Annotated in this window: 27 protein-coding genes; 13 read left to right on the forward strand and 14 right to left on the reverse strand. The window is 64.5% G+C overall.

Translation table 11 applies throughout. The features are described from left to right. Positions 1–41: 41 nt before the first annotated feature. The gene (locus tag AC2FNY_RS10920; protein WP_234139346.1) at positions 42–506 is read right to left on the reverse strand and encodes a hypothetical protein; all 465 of its coding nucleotides are present in this window, start codon (positions 504–506) and stop codon (positions 42–44) included. Positions 507–876: 370 nt separating this feature from the next. Between AC2FNY_RS10920 and AC2FNY_RS10925 the strand changes: the two genes are divergently transcribed. Continuing rightward, positions 877–1,473, forward strand: a complete 597-nt coding sequence (locus tag AC2FNY_RS10925) for a thymidine kinase (RefSeq protein WP_234139345.1) — start codon at positions 877–879, stop codon at positions 1,471–1,473. Between the two features lie 213 nt (positions 1,474–1,686). On the opposite strand, the gene AC2FNY_RS10930 is transcribed toward AC2FNY_RS10925, so the two are convergent. The 5 genes from AC2FNY_RS10930 to AC2FNY_RS10950 all read right to left on the reverse strand — a co-directional run bounded on the left by AC2FNY_RS10930 (position 1,687) and on the right by AC2FNY_RS10950 (position 4,895). Continuing rightward, positions 1,687–2,640 (reverse strand): 2-hydroxyacid dehydrogenase, encoded by a 954-nt coding sequence (locus tag AC2FNY_RS10930; RefSeq protein WP_496802453.1) that lies wholly within the window; start codon positions 2,638–2,640, stop codon positions 1,687–1,689. Next, entirely contained in the window at positions 2,640–2,978 is a 339-nt protein-coding gene (locus AC2FNY_RS10935; RefSeq protein WP_496802454.1) for a tRNA-binding protein, read from the reverse strand. Before AC2FNY_RS10935 ends, AC2FNY_RS10930 begins: the two co-directional genes overlap by 1 nt. Next, on the reverse strand, positions 2,971–3,786 hold the full coding sequence (proC, locus tag AC2FNY_RS10940) for a pyrroline-5-carboxylate reductase (protein ID WP_496802455.1): 816 nt from the start codon (positions 3,784–3,786) through the stop codon (positions 2,971–2,973). The genes AC2FNY_RS10935 and proC overlap by 8 nt, the downstream gene beginning before the upstream one ends. Before the next feature lie 39 nt (positions 3,787–3,825). Continuing rightward, positions 3,826–4,326: a type III secretion system chaperone family protein gene (locus tag AC2FNY_RS10945; protein ID WP_234139341.1), complete on the reverse strand. Its 501-nt coding sequence runs from the start codon at positions 4,324–4,326 to the stop codon at positions 3,826–3,828. Positions 4,327–4,646: 320 nt separating this feature from the next. Continuing rightward, positions 4,647–4,895: an accessory factor UbiK family protein gene (locus tag AC2FNY_RS10950; RefSeq protein ID WP_496802456.1), complete on the reverse strand. Its 249-nt coding sequence runs from the start codon at positions 4,893–4,895 to the stop codon at positions 4,647–4,649. 96 nt (positions 4,896–4,991) lie between these two features. Here AC2FNY_RS10950 and lgt point away from each other — a divergent pair, with 96 nt between their 5' ends. The 5 genes from lgt to AC2FNY_RS10975 all read left to right on the forward strand — a co-directional run bounded on the left by lgt (position 4,992) and on the right by AC2FNY_RS10975 (position 9,232). Continuing rightward, on the forward strand, positions 4,992–5,879 hold the full coding sequence (gene lgt, locus AC2FNY_RS10955) for a prolipoprotein diacylglyceryl transferase (RefSeq protein WP_496802457.1): 888 nt from the start codon (positions 4,992–4,994) through the stop codon (positions 5,877–5,879). Further along, positions 5,876–6,943, forward strand: a complete 1,068-nt coding sequence (locus AC2FNY_RS10960; RefSeq protein ID WP_496802458.1) for a class I SAM-dependent methyltransferase — start codon at positions 5,876–5,878, stop codon at positions 6,941–6,943. The genes lgt and AC2FNY_RS10960 overlap by 4 nt, the downstream gene beginning before the upstream one ends. Next, complete coding sequence (gene pgeF, locus AC2FNY_RS10965; RefSeq protein WP_496802459.1) at positions 6,940–7,695, forward strand: peptidoglycan editing factor PgeF; 756 nt, start codon at positions 6,940–6,942, stop codon at positions 7,693–7,695. Before AC2FNY_RS10960 ends, pgeF begins: the two co-directional genes overlap by 4 nt. Before the next feature lie 270 nt (positions 7,696–7,965). After that, entirely contained in the window at positions 7,966–8,106 is a 141-nt protein-coding gene (locus AC2FNY_RS10970; RefSeq protein WP_234139336.1) for a hypothetical protein, read from the forward strand. A gap of 340 nt (positions 8,107–8,446) precedes the next feature. Continuing rightward, a complete protein-coding gene (locus AC2FNY_RS10975) occupies positions 8,447–9,232 on the forward strand; it encodes a Hint domain-containing protein (protein WP_234139335.1) in 786 nt (261 codons plus the stop codon). A gap of 95 nt (positions 9,233–9,327) precedes the next feature. On the opposite strand, the gene AC2FNY_RS10980 is transcribed toward AC2FNY_RS10975, so the two are convergent. Then, on the reverse strand, positions 9,328–9,828 hold the full coding sequence (locus tag AC2FNY_RS10980; protein WP_234139334.1) for an Lrp/AsnC family transcriptional regulator: 501 nt from the start codon (positions 9,826–9,828) through the stop codon (positions 9,328–9,330). Positions 9,829–10,044: 216 nt separating this feature from the next. On the opposite strand from AC2FNY_RS10980, the gene trxB reads away from it, so the two are divergent. The 4 genes from trxB to AC2FNY_RS11000 all read left to right on the forward strand — a co-directional run bounded on the left by trxB (position 10,045) and on the right by AC2FNY_RS11000 (position 15,111). Beyond that, positions 10,045–10,986, forward strand: coding sequence for a thioredoxin-disulfide reductase (gene trxB, locus AC2FNY_RS10985; protein ID WP_496802460.1), 942 nt, complete (start codon positions 10,045–10,047; stop codon positions 10,984–10,986). A gap of 4 nt (positions 10,987–10,990) precedes the next feature. After that, complete coding sequence (locus AC2FNY_RS10990) at positions 10,991–11,455, forward strand: RES family NAD+ phosphorylase (RefSeq protein WP_496802461.1); 465 nt, start codon at positions 10,991–10,993, stop codon at positions 11,453–11,455. Between the two features lie 59 nt (positions 11,456–11,514). Beyond that, positions 11,515–13,206, forward strand: a complete 1,692-nt coding sequence (locus AC2FNY_RS10995; protein WP_496802462.1) for an adenylate/guanylate cyclase domain-containing protein — start codon at positions 11,515–11,517, stop codon at positions 13,204–13,206. A 195-nt stretch (positions 13,207–13,401) separates the two neighbouring features. After that, the gene (locus tag AC2FNY_RS11000; RefSeq protein WP_496802463.1) at positions 13,402–15,111 is read left to right on the forward strand and encodes a bifunctional sulfate adenylyltransferase/adenylylsulfate kinase; all 1,710 of its coding nucleotides are present in this window, start codon (positions 13,402–13,404) and stop codon (positions 15,109–15,111) included. A gap of 62 nt (positions 15,112–15,173) precedes the next feature. Here the strand turns inward: AC2FNY_RS11000 and AC2FNY_RS11005 are convergent, their stop codons facing one another. The 4 genes from AC2FNY_RS11005 to AC2FNY_RS11020 all read right to left on the reverse strand — a co-directional run bounded on the left by AC2FNY_RS11005 (position 15,174) and on the right by AC2FNY_RS11020 (position 17,654). Further along, positions 15,174–16,034 carry a hypothetical protein gene (locus tag AC2FNY_RS11005; RefSeq protein ID WP_496802464.1) on the reverse strand — a complete coding sequence of 287 codons (861 nt, stop codon included), beginning with the start codon at positions 16,032–16,034 and terminating at the stop codon, positions 15,174–15,176. Between the two features lie 4 nt (positions 16,035–16,038). Beyond that, positions 16,039–16,917, reverse strand: a complete 879-nt coding sequence (locus AC2FNY_RS11010) for a PhzF family phenazine biosynthesis protein (protein WP_496802465.1) — start codon at positions 16,915–16,917, stop codon at positions 16,039–16,041. Positions 16,918–17,012: 95 nt separating this feature from the next. Continuing rightward, the gene (locus AC2FNY_RS11015; RefSeq protein ID WP_011046645.1) at positions 17,013–17,237 is read right to left on the reverse strand and encodes a DUF1150 family protein; all 225 of its coding nucleotides are present in this window, start codon (positions 17,235–17,237) and stop codon (positions 17,013–17,015) included. 3 nt (positions 17,238–17,240) lie between these two features. Then, the gene (locus AC2FNY_RS11020) at positions 17,241–17,654 is read right to left on the reverse strand and encodes an Hsp20 family protein (protein WP_234143159.1); all 414 of its coding nucleotides are present in this window, start codon (positions 17,652–17,654) and stop codon (positions 17,241–17,243) included. Positions 17,655–17,822: 168 nt separating this feature from the next. Here AC2FNY_RS11020 and AC2FNY_RS11025 point away from each other — a divergent pair, with 168 nt between their 5' ends. From AC2FNY_RS11025 to AC2FNY_RS11035, 3 genes are all read left to right on the forward strand, one after another. Further along, positions 17,823–18,047, forward strand: coding sequence for a YdcH family protein (locus tag AC2FNY_RS11025; protein ID WP_234139327.1), 225 nt, complete (start codon positions 17,823–17,825; stop codon positions 18,045–18,047). Positions 18,048–18,136: 89 nt separating this feature from the next. After that, positions 18,137–18,625: a 5-(carboxyamino)imidazole ribonucleotide mutase gene (purE, locus tag AC2FNY_RS11030; protein WP_234143158.1), complete on the forward strand. Its 489-nt coding sequence runs from the start codon at positions 18,137–18,139 to the stop codon at positions 18,623–18,625. After that, complete coding sequence (locus AC2FNY_RS11035; protein ID WP_496802466.1) at positions 18,618–19,691, forward strand: 5-(carboxyamino)imidazole ribonucleotide synthase; 1,074 nt, start codon at positions 18,618–18,620, stop codon at positions 19,689–19,691. The genes purE and AC2FNY_RS11035 overlap by 8 nt, the downstream gene beginning before the upstream one ends. Before the next feature lie 132 nt (positions 19,692–19,823). On the opposite strand, the gene AC2FNY_RS11040 is transcribed toward AC2FNY_RS11035, so the two are convergent. From AC2FNY_RS11040 to AC2FNY_RS11050, 3 genes are read right to left on the reverse strand one after another with little or no spacing between them, the layout of a single operon-like run. Further along, positions 19,824–20,972 carry an alpha-D-ribose 1-methylphosphonate 5-triphosphate diphosphatase gene (locus AC2FNY_RS11040; RefSeq protein ID WP_496802467.1) on the reverse strand — a complete coding sequence of 383 codons (1,149 nt, stop codon included), beginning with the start codon at positions 20,970–20,972 and terminating at the stop codon, positions 19,824–19,826. Then, the gene (locus AC2FNY_RS11045) at positions 20,959–21,744 is read right to left on the reverse strand and encodes an alpha/beta fold hydrolase (protein WP_496802468.1); all 786 of its coding nucleotides are present in this window, start codon (positions 21,742–21,744) and stop codon (positions 20,959–20,961) included. The genes AC2FNY_RS11040 and AC2FNY_RS11045 overlap by 14 nt, the downstream gene beginning before the upstream one ends. 38 nt (positions 21,745–21,782) lie before the next feature. Next, a complete protein-coding gene (locus AC2FNY_RS11050; RefSeq protein ID WP_496802469.1) occupies positions 21,783–22,625 on the reverse strand; it encodes a DMT family transporter in 843 nt (280 codons plus the stop codon). Between the last annotated feature and the right edge of the window lies 1 nt (position 22,626).

The raw sequence follows: 22,626 nt of genomic DNA on the forward strand, positions 1-22,626 counted from the left end.
AAAAAGCCAGTCATGTTGCTGTGCGCTAGCCGCCCCCGGCCTCAGCTGGTGCTTTCCTCTTCCAGATGCAGCTTCATGTCGATCAGGACCTGCTGCAACTGCACCGTTTCCTTCAAAAGCCGTTTGGCCTCGTTCACGGTGATGATCCCATCCTCGATCGCGGTCTGGTATTCGGTCATCAGCATCGCAAATCTCTGGCTCAGCGCGATCACATCGGCATTGACCCCGCCGCTGCGCGTCTCGCTGTCGCTGTTGCGCCCGTCATAGCTGAGCGTGATGTTCTTGAGTTCCGCGAGCGCAGAGGTGACATGCGGATAGCTGGACGCGCCTTCCAGCCGCGCGACCGCATCCACCGGGATGAACCGGTCGGCATGCTCGGCATTATCCGAATAATACCGGCCTAAGGTCGCCTTGGACTTTCCAGTCAGCGCACAAGCCGCCTCGATGCCCACATCCTTGACCAAAGCCTCGGTATGTTTCTTCAGATATGCCCCAATGTCGGCCATATTCACCCTTTCCTGAACCGCTTTTTCCGCCCCATTGTTTTTGTCGGGGAAACGGATCGAGTTTTTCCCATGAATCCGTTCTAAGTCAAATGTCATACCTTGGCTATCCCTCAGGTTTTCAGGGATTTAAACGAGTTGCCGGTAATAGATCTGCCGGTTTTACCAGGTTTCGGAGTGCACTATTCGCGATCTCCGACCAGTCTGCCACAATCGTGGCAAGGGGCACCGCAACCGGAACGGTCTTCGTCCATCCCCAGAGGTTCGCCTCGGACAGATCGGACCGGGGGCGGTGCAACCAATGTCCCGCATCGGCGCAAATGGCCGTTCGGGCCTGCTTGCCGCGCCGTTGCCAAGTGATTAGACCGACCTCATGGCCAAGCTCTACTTCAACTACTCCACCATGAATGCCGGCAAGTCGACGGTGCTCTTGCAGGCGTCGCACAACTATCGCGAACGGGGCATGCAGACCTATCTGCTGACCGCCGCCATCGACGGGCGCGCGGGATCCGGGCGGATCGCCAGCCGGATCGGTATCGCGGCAGAGGCAGATGTCTTTACCCCCCGGGACGACGTGTTCGCGATGATCCGCGACAGGCTTGCCTCTGGCCCGGTGGCCTGTGTCTTTGTGGACGAGGCACAGTTTCTCGGAGCCGATCAGGTGTGGCAACTGGCGCGGGCAGTGGACGATCTGGACGTGCCGGTGCTGGCCTATGGCTTGCGGGTCGATTTCCAGGGCAAGCTGTTTCCGGGCTCGGCCGCGCTGCTGGCGCTGGCCGACGAGATGCGCGAGGTGCGCACAATCTGCAAATGCGGCCGCAAGGCGACAATGGTGATCCGTCAGGACGCTTCGGGCCAGGCGATCACCGAAGGCGCGCAGGTGCAGATCGGCGGAAACGAGACCTATGTCTCGCTCTGCCGCAAGCATTGGCGCGAGGCCACCGGAGACCACGGCCACACCACCAGCTGATCGGGACAGGGGGCGCTCCCGCCCGCCTCGGTGCATCCTGCGGATGCCCCTGCGGCCGTTGGGCCCGGCGCGCCCGGCGCGGGCAAGGCCCGCACCGGGCGCGCTTGCCGTGACCGCAGCGCAGCCCGCGGCTGCGCTGCCCGGCCCAACCAGAGGCGGCCCGTCCGCAAGGACGGGTCAACGGCGGGCGGGAGGGGCCCGCTCCTCGAAAACTCAGCCCACCGGGTTGGGCAGATCGCGCCCAGCGGCAAACGCCGCCACATTGTCCAGCGCCATATGGCCCATGCTGCTGCGCACCTCTTCGGTGGCGGTGCCCAGATGCGGCAACAGCGTCACCTGCTCCATCGCGCGCAGCACTTCGGGTACCTGCGGTTCGAACTCGTAGACGTCGAGCCCTGCCCCAGCGATCCGGCCTACCGAGAGCGCAGAGATCAGCGCCACCTCATCCACCACCTCGCCCCGGGCAATGTTGACCAGGATGCCCGAAGGTCTCATCGCGGCCAGAACCTGCGCGTCGATCAGGTGCCGGGTTTCGGCGCCGCCGGGCACGGCGACCACCAGGAAATCGACCGCCCCGGCCAGGGCCGCGAGGCTGTCCATCCGCGTTGCCGGGAAATCCACGTCCTTGTCGCTGCGCGCCAGATAGGACACCCGCATGCCGAACCCGAAATGGCAGCGCCGGGCGATGGCCTGGCCGATCCGGCCCAGACCAACGATACCCACATGTTTGCCGGTCACGTGGTGGCCCAGCATCTGGGTCGGGTGCCAGCCTTCCCAGCGACCCGAGCGCACCAGCCGCTCGCCCTCGCCCGCACGGCGCGCGGTCATCAGCAGCAGCGTCATCGCGATATCCGCCGTGGCATCGGTCACCGCGCCGGGCGTATTGGTCACCGCCACCCCTGCGCCGCGTGCCGCCGCCACGTCGATATGGTTGTAGCCGACACCGAAATTGGCCAGCAGCCGACAGCGCGGCTCGGGCACCTGGGCAAAGACGTGTGCGCTGAACATGTCGCCCAGAGTGGGCATGACGATGTCGAATTCACGCAGGGCACGCAGCATTTCACTTTCGGTCATCGGCGCGGTGCTGGCGCGGATCTCGGTGTCGAACTCAGCACGGGCGCGGGCTTCGACGGCGGCGGTCATCGGCCGTGCGATCAAGAGTTTCATCAATGCATCCGCCCGCCCAGCGGCACCTTGCCGTCAGGACCGATCAGCACGATTTCGCCGTTCTCGTCGGGCAGGCCCAGCACCAGCACCTCGGACATGAACTTGCCGATCTGGCGCGGCGGGAAGTTCACCACCGCCATCACCTGTTTGCCCACCAATGTCGCCGGGTCGTAATGCGCGGTGATCTGGGCCGAGGTCTTGCGTTCGCCGATCTCGGGACCAAAGTCGATCCACATCTTGATGGCGGGTTTGCGCGCCTCGGGGAAGGGTTCGGCGCGGATCACCTCACCCACGCGGATATCGACCTTGAGGAAGTCGTCAAAGGAAATCTCAGCCACGCGACAGCTCCCTGGAACGGTTGGTTGCGGCGGCGACGGCGCGGTTGAGCAGGCCTGGGAAGCCGGTCTGAGGCTCCATCAGCACCTCAAGCGCCGCCTGGGTGGTGCCATTGGGCGAGGTCACGTTGACTCGCAACTGGGCGGGGTCCTCGTCTGCCGCCTCGGCCAGGGCGCCAGCACCTGCGACGGTGGCCTTGGCCAGTAGCATTGCCAGATCGGTGGGCAGGCCCTGGGCGGTGCCGGCGGCGGCCAGCGTCTCGATCAGGTGGAACACATAGGCCGGACCCGAGCCGCTGACGCCGGTCACCGCATCCATCTGCTCCTCGCGCTCCAGCCGCACGGTCTGGCCCACCGCCTTGAGCAGCGCCTCGGCCAGGTCGAGATCGGCGGCAGAGGCACGGGCGTTGCCGATCAGCGCGGTGATGCCGCGCCCGATGGCGGCGGGCGTGTTGGGCATGGCGCGCACGATCGGGGTTTCGGCGCCAAGGATCTGTTCATAGGTGGCGATCGAGGTTCCGGCGGCGACCGAGACAAAAAGCGTGGTGCCGTTGCCCAGCGCCTGCATCTGCGGCAGTGCGGCGCCCATCATCTGCGGCTTGACCGCGATCAGCGCGATGGCCGGTTCACCGGGCAGCTCTGCGTTCACATGCACGCCCTGCGCCTTGACCCAATCCGACGGATAGGGGTCGATCACCCAGACCGAGCCCGCGGGCAGCCCGCCGTCGAGCCAGCCGGCGAGCATCGCCGATCCCATCTTGCCACAGCCCAGCAATACCAGCCCGCGGCGCGCGATATCAGACATGTCCACGATTTGCCCCTCTCCTGTCATCCGGTTCGGGGCACAGGTTTAAGCCCGGCCATAAGCCTCTGCAATGGCGACCTGCATCGCGTCGGCGGGGCTGCGGTTGCCCCAGACCATCAGCTGAATCGCCGGGTAATAGCGCTCGGCGCTCAGGACGGCGGCACCGATCATGGTGTCGATCTGCTCGGCACTGGCCACCTGACCGCCCGCCAGCACCAGACCATAACGATAAACCATCAGGTTCTGCGCCGCCCAATAGGTGAAGGTCCCGGCCCAGCACTGATCGTTCATCGCGTTGATCAATTCGTAAAGCTGCGGCAGCTTTTCGGCCGGCGGCTCCATCTCGAAGGTGCAGATCAGGCGCAGCGTCTCGTCATAACCCGACCAGGCCAGCGTCAGCGAATAGGTCCGCCACTGCCCTTCGACCGCCATGGCGATCTGGTCATCGCCAATCCGGTCGAAATCCCAATCATGGTGTTCGGCCAGATGTTCGACAATGTCGATAGGATGGATGTCTTCTTCCAGGAACTGCTCGGAAAGGGCCATGCTGCCACCTCACTGATGTCTAGCTGCAAGGGGCTGTCAGCGCCCCAGCGCTAGTCGCCTTTTCTACAGACCGGGTGATTTCCCTGTGTCCATACTAGATATGGTGCAGGCTAACGGCCGATCTGGCAACCGGAAATTTGGGGATAAACCCACATTATTTGGGGACAGCTCCGACAAGTTGTGGGAAACGCGGCACGCAGCGCAAAATATTGGCTGCCCCTGACAGGTTCCGCTTGCGATCCGATCGGCCCTGCTCAAAATAAGCCAGGCCGCCCGCGTGGTCTCCACACCGACGGCCTTTTCTCTCCCCGGAACGGGTCTCAGTCCTTCAGGCGCGCCTCGAGCGCCGCGATACGCGCGGCCATCGCCTCGTTCTCCTCGCGCGCCTTTTGCGCCATGGCGCGGACGGCGTCGAATTCCTCGCGCGTGACAAAGTCGCGGTCGGCCAGCCAACGGTCGATCAGCGATTTCATCGCGGTCTCGGCCTCGTCCCGCGCGCCCTGGGCCACGCCCATCGCGTTGGTCATCAGCTGGGAAATGTCGTCCAGTATCTTGTTGCGGGTCTGCATCTGTCTTCTCCGTGTCGAAGTTGCCCCCTATATGGGCAACAAAGGGGCAAGGCTCAAGGTTGACTTCTGCCGCAGGCCCCGGGCATTGAGGCGCATATGCAGGCAGTACTGAATTTTCCCGACCTTTCACCCGAACTGTTCTCGATCTCGCTGTTCGGGATGGAGCTCGCGCTGCGCTGGTATGCACTTGCCTATATCGCCGGGATCATCATCGCCTGGCGGCTGGCGGTGTTGGCGACCCGGCGCGCGACGCTCTGGCCCGCAAACACCCCGCCGATGGCGCCCGCACAGATCGAGGATCTGCTGACCTGGATCATCCTTGGGGTGATCCTGGGCGGGCGGCTGGGTTTTGTCCTGTTCTATCAACCCGCCTATTACCTGGCCAATCCAACCGAAATACTGATGGTCTGGCAAGGCGGCATGGCCTTTCATGGCGGCCTTCTGGGTGTGGTGATCGCGGCATGGCTCTATTCGTTGCGCCACAACATCCCGAAACTGAGCCTGGCCGACCTGATCACCCATACGGTGCCACCGGGCCTGCTGCTGGGGCGGCTGGCAAACTTCATCAATGCCGAGCTGTGGGGACGTCCCTCGGACTTGCCTTGGGCGGTGATCTTTCCGGGTCAGGCGGCGCAAGACTGTCCGGGCATCGTAGATCTCTGCGCCCGTCACCCTTCGCAGCTTTACGAGGCTGCGCTCGAAGGGCTGCTGCTGGGCGCGCTGCTGTTGTGGCTGGTCTGGCGGCGCGGGGCGCTGAAACGGCCGGGTCTGATCACTGGTGTGTTTCTGGCGGGCTATGGTATGTCGCGCTTCGTGGTCGAGTTCTTTCGGCAGCCCGACGCGCAATTCGTCACCCCCGGCAACCCGCTGGGCCTGGCCTGGCAGCTGGGTGACTACGGCCTGACCATGGGCCAGCTGCTGTCGCTGCCGATGATCGCGCTGGGGCTGTGGTTCGCATTTCGCGCCCGCGCGGTACCGGCATGACTCTGACCGGCCTATTGCTGGAACGGATTGCTCAGCAGGGGCCGATCAGCCTGGCCGACTACATGGCCGAGTGCCTGCTGCATCCTGAATACGGCTATTACACCACCCGCGACCCGCTGGGCGCGGAGGGCGATTTCACCACCGCCCCCGAGATCAGCCAGATGTTCGGCGAACTGATCGGGCTGGCACTGGCGCAGGCCTGGATCGACCAGGGGCGGCCTGCACCCTTTACCCTGGCCGAGCTGGGGCCGGGGCGCGGCACGCTGATGAGCGATGCGCTGCGCGCCACCCGCGCTGTGCCCGGATTTCACGCCGCCTCCCGGCTCTGGCTGGTCGAGGCCTCGCCGGTGCTGCGCGCCACACAGACTCAGACGCTGACAGGGTATGCCCCGCAGTGGTGTGACACGGTCGGCGCCCTGCCCGCACAGCCACTGTTTCTGATTGCCAACGAGTTTTTCGATGCGCTCCCCGTGCGCCAGTTCCTGCGCGCGGGCGCGGGCTGGCGCGAACGTCTGGTCGGTGCGCGTGACGGCGTCTTGCATTGGGGGCTGGGCGCCGAGACGCCGCAACCGGCGCTGGCGCATCGGCTGGAGGATACCCGCGAGGGCGATCTGGTCGAGCTTTGCCCCGCCGCCACACCTATCATCACGGAACTGGCCAGCCGCATCGCCGCTCATGGCGGAGGCGCGCTGATCGTCGATTACGGTGACTGGCGCTCGCTGGGAGATACGGTTCAGGCGCTGCGGGGCCATGCCTCTGCCGATCCGCTGGCCGATCCCGGTCAGGCCGATCTGACCGCGCATGTGGATTTTGAACAACTGGCCGTGGCCGCCCGCGCCGCCGGATGCGCCCATAGCCGCCTGACGGCGCAGGGCGTCTTTCTGGAGCGCCTGGGAATCGCACAAAGGGCCCAGGCGCTGGCTCGCACCGCTGATGAAACCATTTTGAACCAACTGGTCGCCGCACATCGCCGGTTGACGCATCCACAGGAAATGGGAAACCTGTTCAAGGTGCTGGGCCTCTATCCCGCCGACGCCACCTCGCCACCCGGATTGGAACCATGACGCTGGAAATCCTGACTGCCGACAGCCTGTCTTTTGTCCGCCACGGGTTCTTTACCCGCAGGGGTGGCGCCTCGTCGGGTGTTTTTGCGGGGCTGAACTGCGGCACCGGGTCAAGCGACCAGACAGAGATCGTGGCCCTCAACCGTGCGCGTGTCGCGCAGGCGATGGAGGTCGGACACGACGCGCTGGTCGGCGTGCATCAGGTGCATTCACCTGACGTTGTGACCATTACCGGACCTTTGGGGGAAAAACCGCGGGCCGATGCGATCGTGACCGCAACTTCGGGATTGGCCCTGTCTGTCCTGACCGCCGATTGCCAACCCGTGCTGTTTGCCGACCCTGACGCCGGAGTGATCGGCGCCGCCCATGCCGGATGGCGCGGCGCCCGCGACGGGGTGCTGGAGGCGACGCTGGATGCGATGGAGGCGCTGGGGGCCCACCGCGCCAATGTCACCGCCGTGATCGGCCCCACCATCTCGCAACGCGCCTATGAGGTCGGCCCGGATTTCTTTGATGATTTCCTGACCGAGGATACGGACAACAGCCGATTCTTCGCGAATGGGACCGGAGACCGGATGCTGTTCGATCTGCCTGCCTATGGGCTACACCGCCTGCGTATGGCGGGTTGCGGTCGGGCAGAATGGACACGCCACTGCACTTACTCGGATCCCCATCGCTTTTACTCGTATCGACGCGCCACACATGCACGCGAAGCCGATTACGGGCGGCTGATCTCGGTCATTCGCCTATAGGTGCGAAGCGGTAGTCGACGCGGGCCCGTTTTGCCACATTCTGGCCGCACGATCCGCAGTTACAAGCTACCCCAATTTTCGAATTTAGATTTCATTTATATTTTTAAACCACTTACAAGCTAACAACATCCGATTTACCGGACGTTAATCAGTGCCGGAATGTCGCTCATTTTTCAAGGAACGGCCCCAGACCTGCCCCAAACTGCTGGCAATTTGAATAGCAACGGAAACGTGTCGCCGCACAGTCGGCACTTAGGCAGGAGTGAAACCATGGCTCAGACCCGCTTTGTGAAATCGGTAGTCGCAAACGCAGAAAAGATCGAGGTCCAGATGCCTTGGGCGCGCGGTGTGCGCCGGGCGGCCATGATCGCGCGCAGGAATACCGCACAGCGCAAGCTGAAGTCGGCCTGAGGCGTAGGGGATTAGTCGCAGAGGGCTGCTCGCTGCTCCTCTTGCGATCTGGGTCGGACGCTGCCCCTGACCGACCCGGCACAAGAGCCCGCCCCGCGCGTAGCGGGGCGGGACTTGGGGCAACGTAAAGAGTTCGGGCGCTTGCGCCTGTTTGGAAACAGTTCTGAGGGGAACGCTGCATTGGCCACGGAAACCAGGTTTTTCTGTCGCTTTTTTTGACAAATTGAACCGTTTCTCGTCATGTTTCCACTGAGTTCAGATGAGGACACCTTGTCCGTCTGACGTCGTCGGTGGGGGCCGGCGCAGATGCGACCCGAAGTAGGAAAGGGCCGATATCGCCATGTCTATCCCCCATTCGCTCGCTCGAGCGGCGCGGAACGCTGTTCAGACCAGCCCCGTCTTGCCGGATCCGGCTACACTGCGAGGACCCCAGCAGCGCCCACAAATGCGCCGATACGAGGTCAACACTCTTCTGGAAAACGGCAATGTCGTGCAAACCCGCCACATCGCCCCGGCCCTGCCGCTTTTCGAAGATGCGTTTTGTGCCTTTTCGCGTGGATCGCTGATCGACACCGACTGCGGCCCGATGGCGATCGAAGATTTGCTACCTGGAGATCGGGTAATCATTCATGACGGCTCGGCCCAGGAAGTTGTCTGGAAGGGCTCGACCGTGATCGTGCCGGGCCGCGTCTCGGCCACCGGTCGCGACTATCGGCTGACACGGATCATGGCGGATGCATTTGGCATGCAGCGCCCAATGTCCGGCGTCATCGCCGGCCCCTCAGCCCGGCTTTTGGCGACGCCGGGACACCTGCGCGCGCTGGCGGGCGATCAGCCGATGCTGACTCCGGCACAGCATTTTGTCGATGGCATGGGAATCATCGAAACCGCACCACCGACCCCTGTCGAGGTCTTCCACATTTGCCTGCGGCGCCATGCGGTTATCAATGTCGACGGTTTGCAGTTCGAGACCTATCACCCCGGTGTTCAGGCGGTGCGGGTCCTTAATCAGGCGATCCGCTCGCTATATCTCAATCTGTTTCATCACATTGATCAATTGACCGATTTCGGCCCGCAAGCATTTCCTCGCGCGGGAGAAGGTGAAATCGACGCGATCCCCGCCTAAGGAAGCGAACATGGGTTTACTGGTTTTTTGGGGCTTGAGTTGCCTGGCGATAATTTTTCTGCCGCCGATGTCTGCCCATCCGCCTTCGGAAAAGATCAGGCTGTCCGGCTCAAACGCTCCTCGAGCACATCGAAAGGAACGCCGGGTTCGTCCTTCGCCCCGCGAATGACAAGCGAGGTCTTGACGCTGGCCACGTTGGGCGTTGTCAGCAACTGACCAGTCAGAAAACTCTGGAAACTGCTTAGGTCCGGCGCCACGCATTTCAGCATGAAATCGACCTCGCCGTTCAGCATGTGACACTCGCGCACCAGTGGCCACTCGCGGCAGCGCGCCTCGAATGCGCTCAACTCTACCTCGGCTTGACTTTCCAGCCCCACCATGGCAAAGACCTGCACCTCGAACCCCAGTTCGCGGGCGTTGACCTCGGCGTGATAGCCCCGGATCAGCCCGGCATCCTCAAGCGCACGGACACGTCGCAGGCAGGGCGGCGCCGAGATTCCGACCCGCTTGGCCAGCTCGACATTGGTCATGCGGCCATCCGCCTGAAGTTCCGCCAGAATCTTGCGGTCTATCTCGTCCAGCCGGTGCGCGACCATGAACAACTCCCGTTTTTTGCGGTTCTTATAACAGCCCCGGTCGGCTGCGCAATAATCTTTCGTACATGCGCAATTTTCTTCCCGAGCCTTGCCGGTTCACACCCCGATGCCCGGCGGCACACGCGAATGTGCAAAGGGGTTTAAGAGCGCGCGCCGGGCGGTTATATCCCCTCTTCGACAGGCGGTGCGCCGCCAGCCAACTGCATTGGGGATATCATGGCCGAGACACGTCACACCAAGGTTCTGATCATCGGCTCGGGGCCCGCTGGCTATACCGCCGGCGTCTATGCCAGCCGCGCCATGCTGGAGCCGATCCTGGTTCAGGGGATCGAACCGGGCGGCCAGCTGACCACCACCACCGAAGTCGAGAACTGGCCCGGCGATACCGAGGTGCAGGGCCCCGACCTGATGGTGCGGATGGAGGCCCATGCCAAGGCGATGGGCTGCGAGATCATCGGCGATATCATCACCTCGCTCGATACCTCGGCCCGCCCCTTTGTCGCCAAGGGCGACAGTGGCACGACTTATACCGCCGACGCGGTGATCCTGGCCACTGGCGCCCGCGCCAAATGGCTGGGGATGGAGAGCGAGGAAAAGTTCAAAGGGTTTGGCGTCTCTGCCTGCGCCACCTGCGACGGGTTCTTCTATCGTGGACAGGAAATCGTGGTGATCGGCGGCGGCAATACGGCGGTCGAAGAGGCGCTGTTTCTGACCAATTTCGCCTCCAAGGTGACGCTGATCCACCGCCGTGACGAGCTGCGCGCCGAGAAGATCCTGCAAGACCGTCTGTTCAAGAACGAAAAGATCGTGCCGCTCTGGTTCCACCAGCTGGAAGAGGTCTATGGCACCGAAAGCCCGCTGGGCGTCGAAGGGGTCAAGGCGCGCAACGTCCAGACCGGCGAGATAACCGACATCCCCTGCAAGGGCGTGTTCGTGGCCATCGGCCATGCACCCGCCAACGAACTGGTCAAGGATGTGCTGGAGCTGCACAACGGCGGCTATGTCAGCGTCAAGCCCGGAACCACCGAAACCTCGATCCCCGGCATCTTTGCCGCCGGTGACCTGACCGACCACAAATACCGCCAGGCGGTGACCAGCGCCGGCATGGGCTGCATGGCCGCGCTGGATGCCGAACGGTTCCTGGCGGAGCAGGAGTGATCCGGTGATCACTTTCTCCGGCACCGTCTGGAGAATTCTGTTCGCCGATCAGGCCGGGGCGCCCACCGCCCCGGCCCGTGCGCCCGAAGGGCGGTTTCATCATTCCGGCCAAAAAGCGCTTTATGCCTCGCTGACGCCCGAGGGCGCAGGCGTGGCGATCCGGCGCTATGTGGGGCCGCAGGACCCACCCCGTGTGATCGTGCCGCTTTTGGTGACTGATGCCCGGCTGGCCGATCTACGCGGCCGCCCCGAGGTTTCGGTGGTCTGGCAGGATATCCGCGCCTCCGGCGCCCCCGCGCCCAGTTGGGCCTATTCCGACGCGGCCCGGGCCGAAGGGGCGCAGGGCCTGCTCTATTCCTCGCGCTCGCGTCCCGAACTGAGCCATATCGTGCTGTTCGGCCACGGCCCGGTCAGAGCAGAAGGCGCGCCGCCCCAGCCCTGGCCCGGCCCAGAACTCACCACCAGCTGACTTGACCGCCCGGCTCCGGCCCCACACAGTCAGGTTTGGGACCACAAGAGACGGGCGGCATGGGCACAAGCGCACTCTGGCGGGGCAGTTTGGCGACACGTCTCAGGATCGCAACCGGGCTGATCCTGTTCGCCTATGCCTTCTTTCACTTCGTCAATATCGGGTTGGGCCTGATCAGCCCCGTCTGGATGGCCGCGTTTCAGGATGCCCGCCAGGTCGTCACCCGCAGCCTGCCGGGTTCGGTCCTGCTCTATGGCGCATTGCTGATCCATGCCGGGCTGGCACTGAGCGGGCTGGCGCGGCGGCGTTCCTTGCGCATGCGGCCGGCCGAGGCGATCCAGCTTGGGCTGGGCCTGCTGATCCCGCTGCAACTGATCGCACATCTGGTCCACACGCGGTATGCCCACGAGGTTCACGGCGTCAATGACGAGATGAGCTATCTCATCATCCTGATGTGGCCCAATATCTCGATCTGGCAGCAAAGCGGGCTGTTGCTGGTGGTCTGGATTCACGGCTGTATCGGCCTGCATTTCTGGTTGCGGCTGACCAGCTGGTGGCGCGCCTTGGTGCCCTGGATGATCGGGCTGGCGGTGCTGGTGCCCGCCTTCGCGCTGGCCGGGCTGCTGACCGAGGGTCGGCGGATGTTCGCGATCTTCACGGACGATGCGCAACGGCCCGGTTACATGGAGGCATTCAACTGGCCCGATACCGAGACCTTTGTCGCGCTTTTTGCAGTCAAGGATTGGGGGCTGGCCCTGTTCTGGGGGTTGCTGGCGCTGGCGGCGGCAATCCACCTTGGGCGCAAGCTGATGCGTCGGCGCAACGCGGTCCGCATCCGCTATGTGGACGGGCCCGAGATCGTGTCCGAGCGGGGCCTGACCCTGCTTCAGATGTCGCGCAGCCACGGGGTGCCCCACACCGCGCTTTGCGGCGGCAAGGGGCGCTGCACCACCTGCCGGGTGGTGATCGAGGAGGGGGCCGATCTGCTGCACCCGCCCTCGGAGGTCGAGCTGCGCTCGTTGCGGGCTGTCGGGGCGCCGCCCAATACCCGGCTCGCCTGCCAGATACGGCCCACCGATCCGGCCACCGTCTTTCGCGTGTTCCGCCCCGAAGGCGGCCGCAGCCGCGCCCATGCCAGCCAGGGGCAGGAACGGCAACTGGCGGTGCTGTTTCTCGACATGCGCGGATTTACCGCCCGCACCACCGGACAGTTGCCCTATGACGTGGTGTTCCTGCTCAACCGCTTCTTCGATGCGATCGTCCCCTCGGTCGTCGGCGCGGGGGGCACGGTGGACAAGTATCTGGGCGATGGCTTCCTAGCGGTGTTCGAGGCCCGCGACGCCCAGACCTCGGCCCGTGCCGGGATCGAGGCCGCGCGCAGCATCGGCGCCGCACTTCAGGTGTTCAACCGGACCCTTGCCGCAGAGGATACGCCGCCCGTGCGGATCGGCATGGGGCTGCATCTGGGCAATCTTGTGCTGGGCGAGATCGGCGCCGCGGGCCATGCCCCCCGCACCATCATCGGCGACACCGTCAACGCCGCCAGCCGGCTGGAGGCCGAGACCAAGCTTCTGGGGGTCGAACTTCTGATTTCCAAGGCGGTTCTGCAGGCGGCGGGCATTGATATGACGACGCTTACACTCAGCAATTTCTCGCTGCGCGGAGTTCCGCAACCGGTCGCGGCCTTGCCCGTTGCATCAGCGACAGAGCTTTCGCTCGGCTTTCCAAAAAGCGAACCAGGTTTTGGATAGCCGAGGATGTTAGCCGTGAAGTCGGAAAACATTCGCTCATTGGTGGAAAAACCGACAAAAACCTTTCGCTTTGTGGCGAAATGGCACAATTCGTCCTTTGTTGTACCTCGGTCCTAGACATTCTGAGGCGCACGGGTCTATTGCACCGCCAATACCGACCGTGAAACCGTCACAGAACAGATCAAGAGTATTGAAATGACCATGCTGAGCAACCTCGCTCCGATCCCAGAACTCTATGTCTCCTACGACTCGGCGCAGAAACTGAAGATGGAGGCGGCCGAGCTGCAAAGTCACGATCTGTCTCCGCGTCAGATCTGTGACCTGGAACTCTTGATGAATGGCGGCTTCTCGCCCCTCAAGGGTTTTCTGAGCGAAGCCGATTACGACAGCGTCGTCGAGAACATGCGGCTCGCCGACGGTACGCTCTGGCCGATGCCGATCACGCTGGACGTTAAAGAGGATTTCGCCGACGGGATCGAGCTGGGTCAGGACATCGCGCTACGCGATCAGGAGGGCGTTATTCTCGCCACCATGACAGTGACCGACAAATGGGTGCCGAACAAGGCGCACGAGGCCGAAAAGGTGTTCGGTGCCGACGATCAAGCCCATCCGGCGGTCAACTATCTGCACAACGTGGCAGGCAAGGTCTATCTGGGTGGACCTGTGACCGGCATCCAGCAGCCCGTGCATTACGATTTCCGCGCCCGCCGCGATACGCCGAACGAACTGCGCGCCTATTTCCGAAAGGTTGGCTGGCGCCGCGTCGTTGCTTTCCAGACCCGCAACCCGTTGCACCGCGCGCATCAGGAACTGACGTTCCGCGCCGCGCGCGAGGCACAGGCCAACCTGCTGATCCATCCCGTTGTCGGCATGACAAAACCGGGCGATGTCGATCACTTTACGCGCGTGCGCTGCTACGAGGCTGTGCTGGACAAGTATCCCGCCGCGACCACCACCATGAGCCTGCTGAACCTGGCCATGCGCATGGCTGGCCCGCGTGAGGCAGTCTGGCACGGTCTGATCCGCAAGAATCACGGCTGCACCCATTTCATCGTCGGACGCGACCATGCCGGCCCCGGCAAGAACAGCCAGGGCGAGGACTTCTACGGCCCCTATGACGCGCAGGAGCTGTTCAAGAAGCATCAGGATGAGATCGGCCTGGAAATGGTGGACTTCAAGCACATGGTTTATGTGCAGGAAAAAGCGCAATATTACCCCGTCACCGAGGTCCCGGAGGGCGACACCGTTCTGGATATCTCGGGCACCGAACTGCGCCGCCGCCTGCGCGAAGGGCTGGAGATCCCCGAATGGTTCTCGTTCCCCGAAGTGGTCAAGGAACTGCGCCGCACCTCGCCGCCGCGCTCGAAACAGGGCTTTACCGTGTTCTTCACCGGCTTCTCGGGCTCGGGCAAATCGACCATCGCCAACGCGCTGATGGTCAAGCTGATGGAGATGGGCGGCCGCCCGGTCACCCTGCTGGACGGCGATATCGTGCGCAAGAATCTCAGTTCCGAACTGGGCTTCTCGAAAGAGCACCGTGACCTCAACATCCGCCGTATCGGCTATGTTGCCAGCGAGATCACCAAGAATGGCGGTATCGCCATCTGTGCCCCGATCGCGCCCTATGCCACCACCCGCCGGGCGGTGCGCGAGGACATCGAACAGTTCGGCGCCTTTGTCGAAGTGCATGTCGCCACCACGATCGAGGAATGCGAGCGCCGCGACCGCAAGGGCCTGTACAAGCTGGCCCGCGAGGGCAAGATCAAGGAATTCACCGGCATCTCGGACCCCTATGACGTGCCCGAGAACCCTGAACTGCGCGTCGAGACCGAGAATGTCGAGGTCGACAACTGCGCCCACCAGGTGCTGCTGAAGCTGGAAAACATGGGGCTGATTGCCGGCTGATCGGCACCAGAGCCAAACGCAAGAAGGCCCGGGAGGCGATCCCGGGCCTTTTTCATGGCTGCCTAAAGCTCGTCCAGGATCGTCTGCGCCGCCCGCGCCTCATGCGCGGCATAGGGGGCAAGCTGGTCCTTGAGCGCGCGCAGGGCGGGCAGCCGGGCGGCGTAGTCCTCGGCACTCATCGCCGAGACCGCGCGGCGAATATCCTCTTCGCCCTGACACAGGATCATCGCGCGGGTATCGACGAAATCAGCGATATTCGGGCAGCCCCAATAGATCGGCACCGTCTCACAGAGCACCGCATCCAGCAGTTTCTCCGAGAAATAGTTCCGCTCCTGCACATTCTCGATCACCACGGAATAGCGATAGGGCGCCAGCCCGTCGGCCTTGCTGTCAAACGGCTGATACCCTCGGCCCAGAACCGCCACGTCCTGGCCGCTGGCGCGCACCCAATCCACCACCGAATGGCGCAACTTGTGGCCGGTGCTGTCCCGCTTGGCCGAGGCAATGAGCGAGCATTGCGCCACCTTTTCGGGTGTCAGGCCGCGCCACTCGGGCACCCATGTCGATCCAAAGAGCAAGAGCCGCGCATTGGGAAGGCGGTCCACCGCCTCTTGGTTAAAGGTCAGGACCCGGTGAAACCGCCGCCAGGTGAGGCGCAAAAGCGCATAATGCTTGGCATGGATCACCGCCGGTTCGGCCATGATCAGCGAGATGCGCGCGCGCGTCCCCCGGTTCAGCCGGAAATGGGTTCCGGTGCGGGGATAGACAAGCAGGTGATCCCCCGGCCCCAGATCGCCCACGGTTTTCCCTGCCAGGCGTTCGGGGCATCCCAGCGGCCAGTTCAACCGGTCGAGCGGTGTGCCGGACAGGGACGGCCCAAGTTTCATGCCATAGGGCAGAACGGCAATGGCGGGATCGGACATGCGCTTATCCCGGCAGCCGGACCTGGCCGCGCATCAGGACATAGCCCTGCCCGGCGACCTTGATCCCCGTCATCGCCTCGGGTGGTCCCAGACGCGTGACGCGCGCCTGACCGGGGCGGCCCATGCCATGCCCCTGCTCGGCGATGAACGTGTCTTTTGCCATCAATCCGTGATGCCACAGATAGGCCGCCATGGCGCCCGTCGCCGACCCGGTGAACGGATCCTCGGGCGGGCTGGGCGGCGCCAGCAGCAGCCGGGCAAAGGTATCGCCCGCCTCGGTCGCGCCTTCGAGCGTGACCAGAAACGGCTCCAGCATGTCCGACCCGTCATAGCCAAGCCCCGCCGCCATCCGGGTCAGAGCTGCCACATCCAGCCGCGCGGCCTCGAGCGCGGCGCGGTCGCGCAGTACGGTGATGCAAAACGGCAGCCCGGTCGACACCATCTGCGGCGGCGACACGATGGCCTCGGGTGGCAGGCCGATGACCCGCGCCACCTGCTCGGCGGGCACCAGCGCGCCGAATTGGGGCGCCACCTGGGTCATCTCGATCTCGTCCCCCGAGATGCGGATCGGCACCAGCCCGGCGCCGGTTTCCAGCACCAGATCGGTCTTGTCGATGAAACCGCGCGCGGCAAGCGCGGCGACGGTTGCGATGGTGGGATGGCCGGCAAAGGGGATCTCGCGGCTGGCGAGGAAATAGCGCACCTTCAGATCGGCCACATCCGACGGGCCGGTAAAGGTGCATTCGACCAGCGAGGTTTCCCGGACAAAGCTCATGCAGGTCTCGGCTGGCAGACCCGCGCCACCATGCACCACGGCACAGCCATTGCCGCCAAAGGGGCGGTCGGTGAACGCGTCCACCCAGTCAAAATCGTGCCAGTTCATCCGCGACCCTTTCGCCATCTGCCCGCAGAACCGCATGTTTCGGCGGTTCCGCCGCAAATGTCACGCGGGAAATCCGGCCCCGTCGCGGGCCCGGATCAATGCACCGCGACGGGCGACAGATCGTTCTGGCGTGCCAGCACGAAGGCCATCCGCCGGTCGGCCACCAGCGCCAGCTGCTCTCCGGCGGCATTATGCACCGCGTAAAGGTGATCACGCCCGCCCGCCTGTTGGCGGACCTCGTCGGGCAGATCAGCAACATCGACCGTCTTGACATAAACGATCCGGTCGCCGTCATCCTTGAAATCGAACGGAGTATGCATCGCTTACCCTTTCCTGATATTGATCGTCTGCACCACCGATTGCGGCACCGCGCGGCTGAGATCGACATGCAACAGACCGTTTTCCATCACGGCCTCGCCCACCTCGACCCCTTCGGCCAGCACGAACATGCGCTGGAACTGACGCGCGGCGATGCCCCGGTGCAGGAACACCCGCCCCTCGCTGTCGTCGCTCTGACGGCCACGGATCACCAGCTGGCGATCCTCGACCGTGATCGACAGATCCGCCTCGGCGAAACCGGCCACCGCGAGGGTGATCCGATACGAGGTGTCGGAGGTCTGCTCGATATTGTAGGGAGGATAGCCCTCGTTCCCGGATTTGGCCGAACGTTCCAGCAGCCGTTCCAGCTGCTCGAAGCCCAGCATATGGGGGTAAGAGCCCAGAGTAAGTTTCGACACGTTTCTCTCGTCCTTGTGGTCAAAGCGACGTACACGCGCGGCCCCGAAATCGGCAACCGCTTGACACAGAATATGGGAAGAAATCGGACACACCACAAGGTCTGGCCGAAATCAGAGTAAAAGCGTATTCTTTGCAGCACCTTGTAAACAGACCTGCGAGTCGCCCGAATGAACGCACCCAGTGATATGTCGATGAAAACGGATGAGGTTCTGCGGGTCGAACTGGAAGTGTTCCGGCGCCAGCACCGCGACCTGGACGAGGCCATCGCCGCGCTGGAGGAAAAGGGCACCGCCGATCAGTTGACGGTGAAACGGCTGAAGAAGCAGAAACTGCGCCTCAAGGACATCATCGCGATGATCGAGGACCGCCTGACCCCCGATATCATCGCCTGATCCGGCCTGTCCCGGCACGCCGCCATACCGCATTGCCAGTTGGCCGGTTTTGGCTATAGTGCGCGCTCTTTCCACAAAGGGCGGGGCACATGGCCGGGGTCAAGGTAGGGATCATCATGGGCAGCCAGTCGGACTGGCCGACCATGAAGGGTGCAGCGGAAATTCTGGATGAGCTGGGCGTGGCCTACGAGGCGCGGATCGTCTCGGCACATCGCACCCCGGACCGGCTGTGGGACTATGGCCGCGCCGCCGTGGGGCGCGGTTTGCAGGTCATCATCGCCGGTGCCGGCGGGGCCGCGCATCTGCCGGGCATGATGGCGTCCAAGACGCGGGTGCCGGTCATTGGCGTGCCGGTGCAGACCCGCGCCCTGTCGGGGGTCGATTCGCTTTATTCCATCGTGCAGATGCCCAAGGGCTATCCGGTTGCCACCATGGCGATCGGGGCGGCGGGGGCCGCCAATGCGGGTCTTATGGCCGCCGGTATCCTTGCCTTGCAGGATGCGGGCCTGGCCGAGCGGCTGGACGCCTGGCGCACGGCGCTGTCGGCCTCGATACCCGAGGAGCCGGTCGATGAATGAGGCGCTGAAACCGGGGGCCCGAATCGGTATCCTGGGCGGTGGCCAGCTGGGCCGGATGCTGTCGGTTGCCGCCGCGCGGCTGGGTTTTGTCACCCATATCTATGAACCTGGTGCCAACCCGCCTGCCGGTCAGGTGGCCGATCGGGTGACCACCGCAGGCTATGACGACGCCGCGGCCCTGGCACAGTTCGCAGCCTCGGTCGACGTGATCACCTATGAGTTCGAGAACATCCCGACCGAGGCGCTTGATATCCTCGAGGCGCACCGCCCGATCCGCCCCGGTCGCGAGGCGCTGCGGGTCAGCCAGGACCGGCTGACCGAGAAGAGCTTTCTGCGCGATCTGGGCCTGATGACGGCGCCCTTTGCCGATGTCACCGATCTTGCGAGCCTGGAGGCCGCGATTGGTGAGATCGGCACACCCGCGATCCTCAAGACCCGCCGCTTTGGCTATGACGGCAAGGGGCAGGCACGGCTGAAATCGCCGGGGGATGCCGCGGCGGCGCTGGCCGATATGGCAGGCGCGCCCGCGATCCTCGAAGGGTTCGTGCAGTTCACTCACGAGGTCTCGGTCATCGCCGCGCGTGGACTGGATGGGCAGGTCGCCTGTTTCGATCCCGGTGAGAACGTGCATCGCGACGGTATCCTGCACACCACCACCGTGCCTGCGCGGCTGAGCGCGGCGCAGCGCACCGACGCGGTGCTGCTGGCGGCGCGGATCCTGAACGCGCTCGACTATGTGGGCGTGATGGGGGTCGAGCTGTTCGTGACGCCGGCCGGGCTGATCGTGAACGAGATCGCACCCCGGGTGCATAACTCGGGCCACTGGACCCAGAACGGCTGCGCCGTGGACCAGTTCGAGCAGCATATCCGAGCGGTGGCGGGTTGGCCGCTGGGCGACGGGCAGCGGCACGCGGATGTTGTCATGGAGAACCTGATCGGCGCCGATATGGATCGGGTGCCCGAGCTGGCCACGGAACGCGATCTGGCTCTGCATCTCTACGGCAAAGCCGAGGCCAAGCCCGGTCGCAAGATGGGACATGTCAACCGGATACGGCGAGGCGGTTGAGGCAGGCGGCGAAATCCGGCACGGATTTCGCGCGCCCCGCCGACGGCCCGTCGGGCCTGAGACGGGGCGCAGCCCGTATCGCGCTGCGCGCGATGCCTCCGGCGGGAGTATTTTTCTGCAAAGTGAAAGGGCTCAGGTCAGGAAACGTGTGGCCACATCCCCGGACATATAGCTGACCCGGCCCGCGGCAAACGTGGCGGCGACCCGGTGGCTTTGCGCGTCGAGGACCACCAGATCGGCGCGTTTGCCGGGCGCCAGTTCCCCCCGGTCGGTCAACCCCAGCACCCGGGCCGGACCGCTGCTGACCAGCGCCCAGGCGGCGGCGAGGTCGAGAAGCCCCGTGCGCACCAGCATCAGCGCCGCCCGGCGCGGGCTGGGATAGTGGTAGTCCGAGGCGAGCGCGTCGCACAGTCCCATGGCAATCAGGTCGAGCGCGCTGACATTGCCCTTGTGCGAGCCGCCACGCACAACGTTGGGTGAGCCGAGGATGATATGGCCGCCGCCCCCGCGTGCGGCCTCAGCGGCCTCGAGGGTCTCGGGAAACTCCGAGATCGTCAGCCCGCGTCGCTGCCAGGTGGCGCAATCGGCGGCGCTGTGATCATCGTGACTGCCCATGCGCACGCCCCGCCGGTGCAGGTCGGCACAGAGTTTATCCAGTGCTGCCGGCACCTGCGGGCCATTGGCATGCAGCGCCTGCAATAGCGCCAGATGCGCCTCGGGACTGCGCCCCGCCTTGAGCGCCTGCCCCGCCAGCCGGGGCGGTTTGCGCCCTTCGGCCAGCCGGTCATGCGGCAGGTGATCGTTGAAGACAACATAGGGGACCTGCCATTCGGTCAGCCGGTCGGGGAGCGTTGCGTAATCGTCGAGCAGATGGGTTTCAAAGCGCAGCTGTGGTATCAAGTCGGTGACCAGAGAGCCCTGCACCTGCCGGATCGCCTGGAACACGCCCGCGGCGAAATCGGGGCCGCGCAGACCGCCCTCCCAACTCCAGAACTGGGCGAGGACGGCGGTGGTGATGCCGTTTGCGGCCAACTCCGCCTCGGCGGCAACAACACCTTCACCCATCTCCTTCATCGCGCCCCGGCGCGGGGCCATGTGCCGTTCGAACCCGTCGCCATGCAGATCGACGATGCCGGGCAACACCAGATAGCCGCTCAGATCGACCCGGCGCCCGACAGGCGCATCGACCACCTGCCCGCCGGACAGGCACAGCTCACACCGGGCCGGGCCATCGGGTATCAGCACCTCGGCACCGGTCAGGGTCAGGTCAGCGCCGCCCATCGAACTCTCTTTCCCCAGGGGCTTCCCAGCATTCACTCCGCAGGCAGACACGGTCGATCGTTTCGAACACCGCGTCGAGCCAGGACAGATCCGCATCGAAATGCCCATTCTCGATGAAATGCAGGGTCTGTGCGATGACACGCGGGTTGTTCATCATGAAGGTGTGGGTGACCGGCAACACCAGATGGTCGGTCATGCCCGCCACCCGGGTCGAGGCAACCGAGACCTTGCCGTCATCGGGGCCGGGGATGATCGACGAGAAGATCGGGTTCAGCGACTGATCGCCCGCGATCACGCCAACCGGGTAATCCACCGGTGGCAAGCTGCGCGGGACACTGTCCGGACCAGTGCCCAGCGCCAGACCCGCCGGACCGTTCAGACGGCCGAACACCTCCCAGGCGCCCAGCTCGTCGACCAGTTCGCTGCCCTGGTTTGGCGGCGCCAACAACACCACCCGGCCCAGATGGGCGGGCCGGTTGCTGAGCAGCCAATATCGGATCAGGATACCCCCCATGGAATGGGCGACCAGATGCACTGTCTGATCGCCACAAGCGGATATCGCTGGCGGCAGGGTCTCACGCGCCAGTTCCGGGATGGGCATGTCGGTCGAGGGATAGCCGGGACGCACCACCCGCAGACCGCGCGCCTCGAACACCTGGTCCATCACTGTCAGTGACGCCTCGGTCCGCGCCAACCCGTGCAGCAGCACGACACAGTCGGCCCAGAGGGCACTGGGCAACAGACAGAGGAAGAGAACAGGCAGGCACCGCATGGGCGCGGCATACTGCGAATTGCAGCGCAACGAAAGGCTCAAGCAGCCGGTGCGCGGCGGATCGACAGCGCGATCCCGCCCAACAGGACCGCGCCACCAAGAAGCAGGCGCAGCGGGGCCGTCTCGCCCAGCAGCAGCACGCCCCCCAGCACCGCGATGACAGGCGCGCTCAGCTGTACCGTCGCGGCGCGGACCGGCCCCAGGGCGGGCACCAACCGATACCAGAGCGCATAGCCGAGACCCGAGGTTACAGCCCCGGAGACCAGCGCCAGCAACACGCCCTGCCAGGTCATGGCAGGCAGCCCCGCTAACGGCAGGATCGCACCGGCGATCAACGGCAGGGCCATCACGAAATTGGCCCCCGTCGCAGCCAGCGCATCCGCTTCGCCCCGCCCCGCCAGCGTATAGGCGGCCCAGCCGATCCCGGCGAGCGCCATGAGACCGGCCCCGCCCGCATCGACGCGAAAGGTGCCCGCCGGCCACAGCACCCAGACCAGCCCGGCAAAGGCAATCATCGCGCCAGCCAACTGCCGATGCGTCGGCGGCGCACCCGTGGCGGCGCTCCAGCCGAACATGGCGATCTGCACGACACCGAACAGGATGAGTGCGCCCAACCCGGCATCCAGCGTCAGATAGGCCAGTGAAAAACCGACCATATAGAGGGTCAGCGAACCGGCCCCCAGCAACCGGCGCCTGTGCCAGAGGGGCAGCCGCTGGCGCTGCGCCAGGACGAGCAGGGCAAGCATCATCGCTCCGGCCAGCACCCGAACGATGGCAAAGCCGCCCGGATCGGCCCAGCCGCCGGCCACCGCCAAACGGTTCAGGACCGAATTGGCGGCAAAGGCGGTCATGGTCAGGGCGGTAAGCAGGAACAGGCGCATG

The organism is Ruegeria sp. BHSC223 (assembly GCF_059613025.1).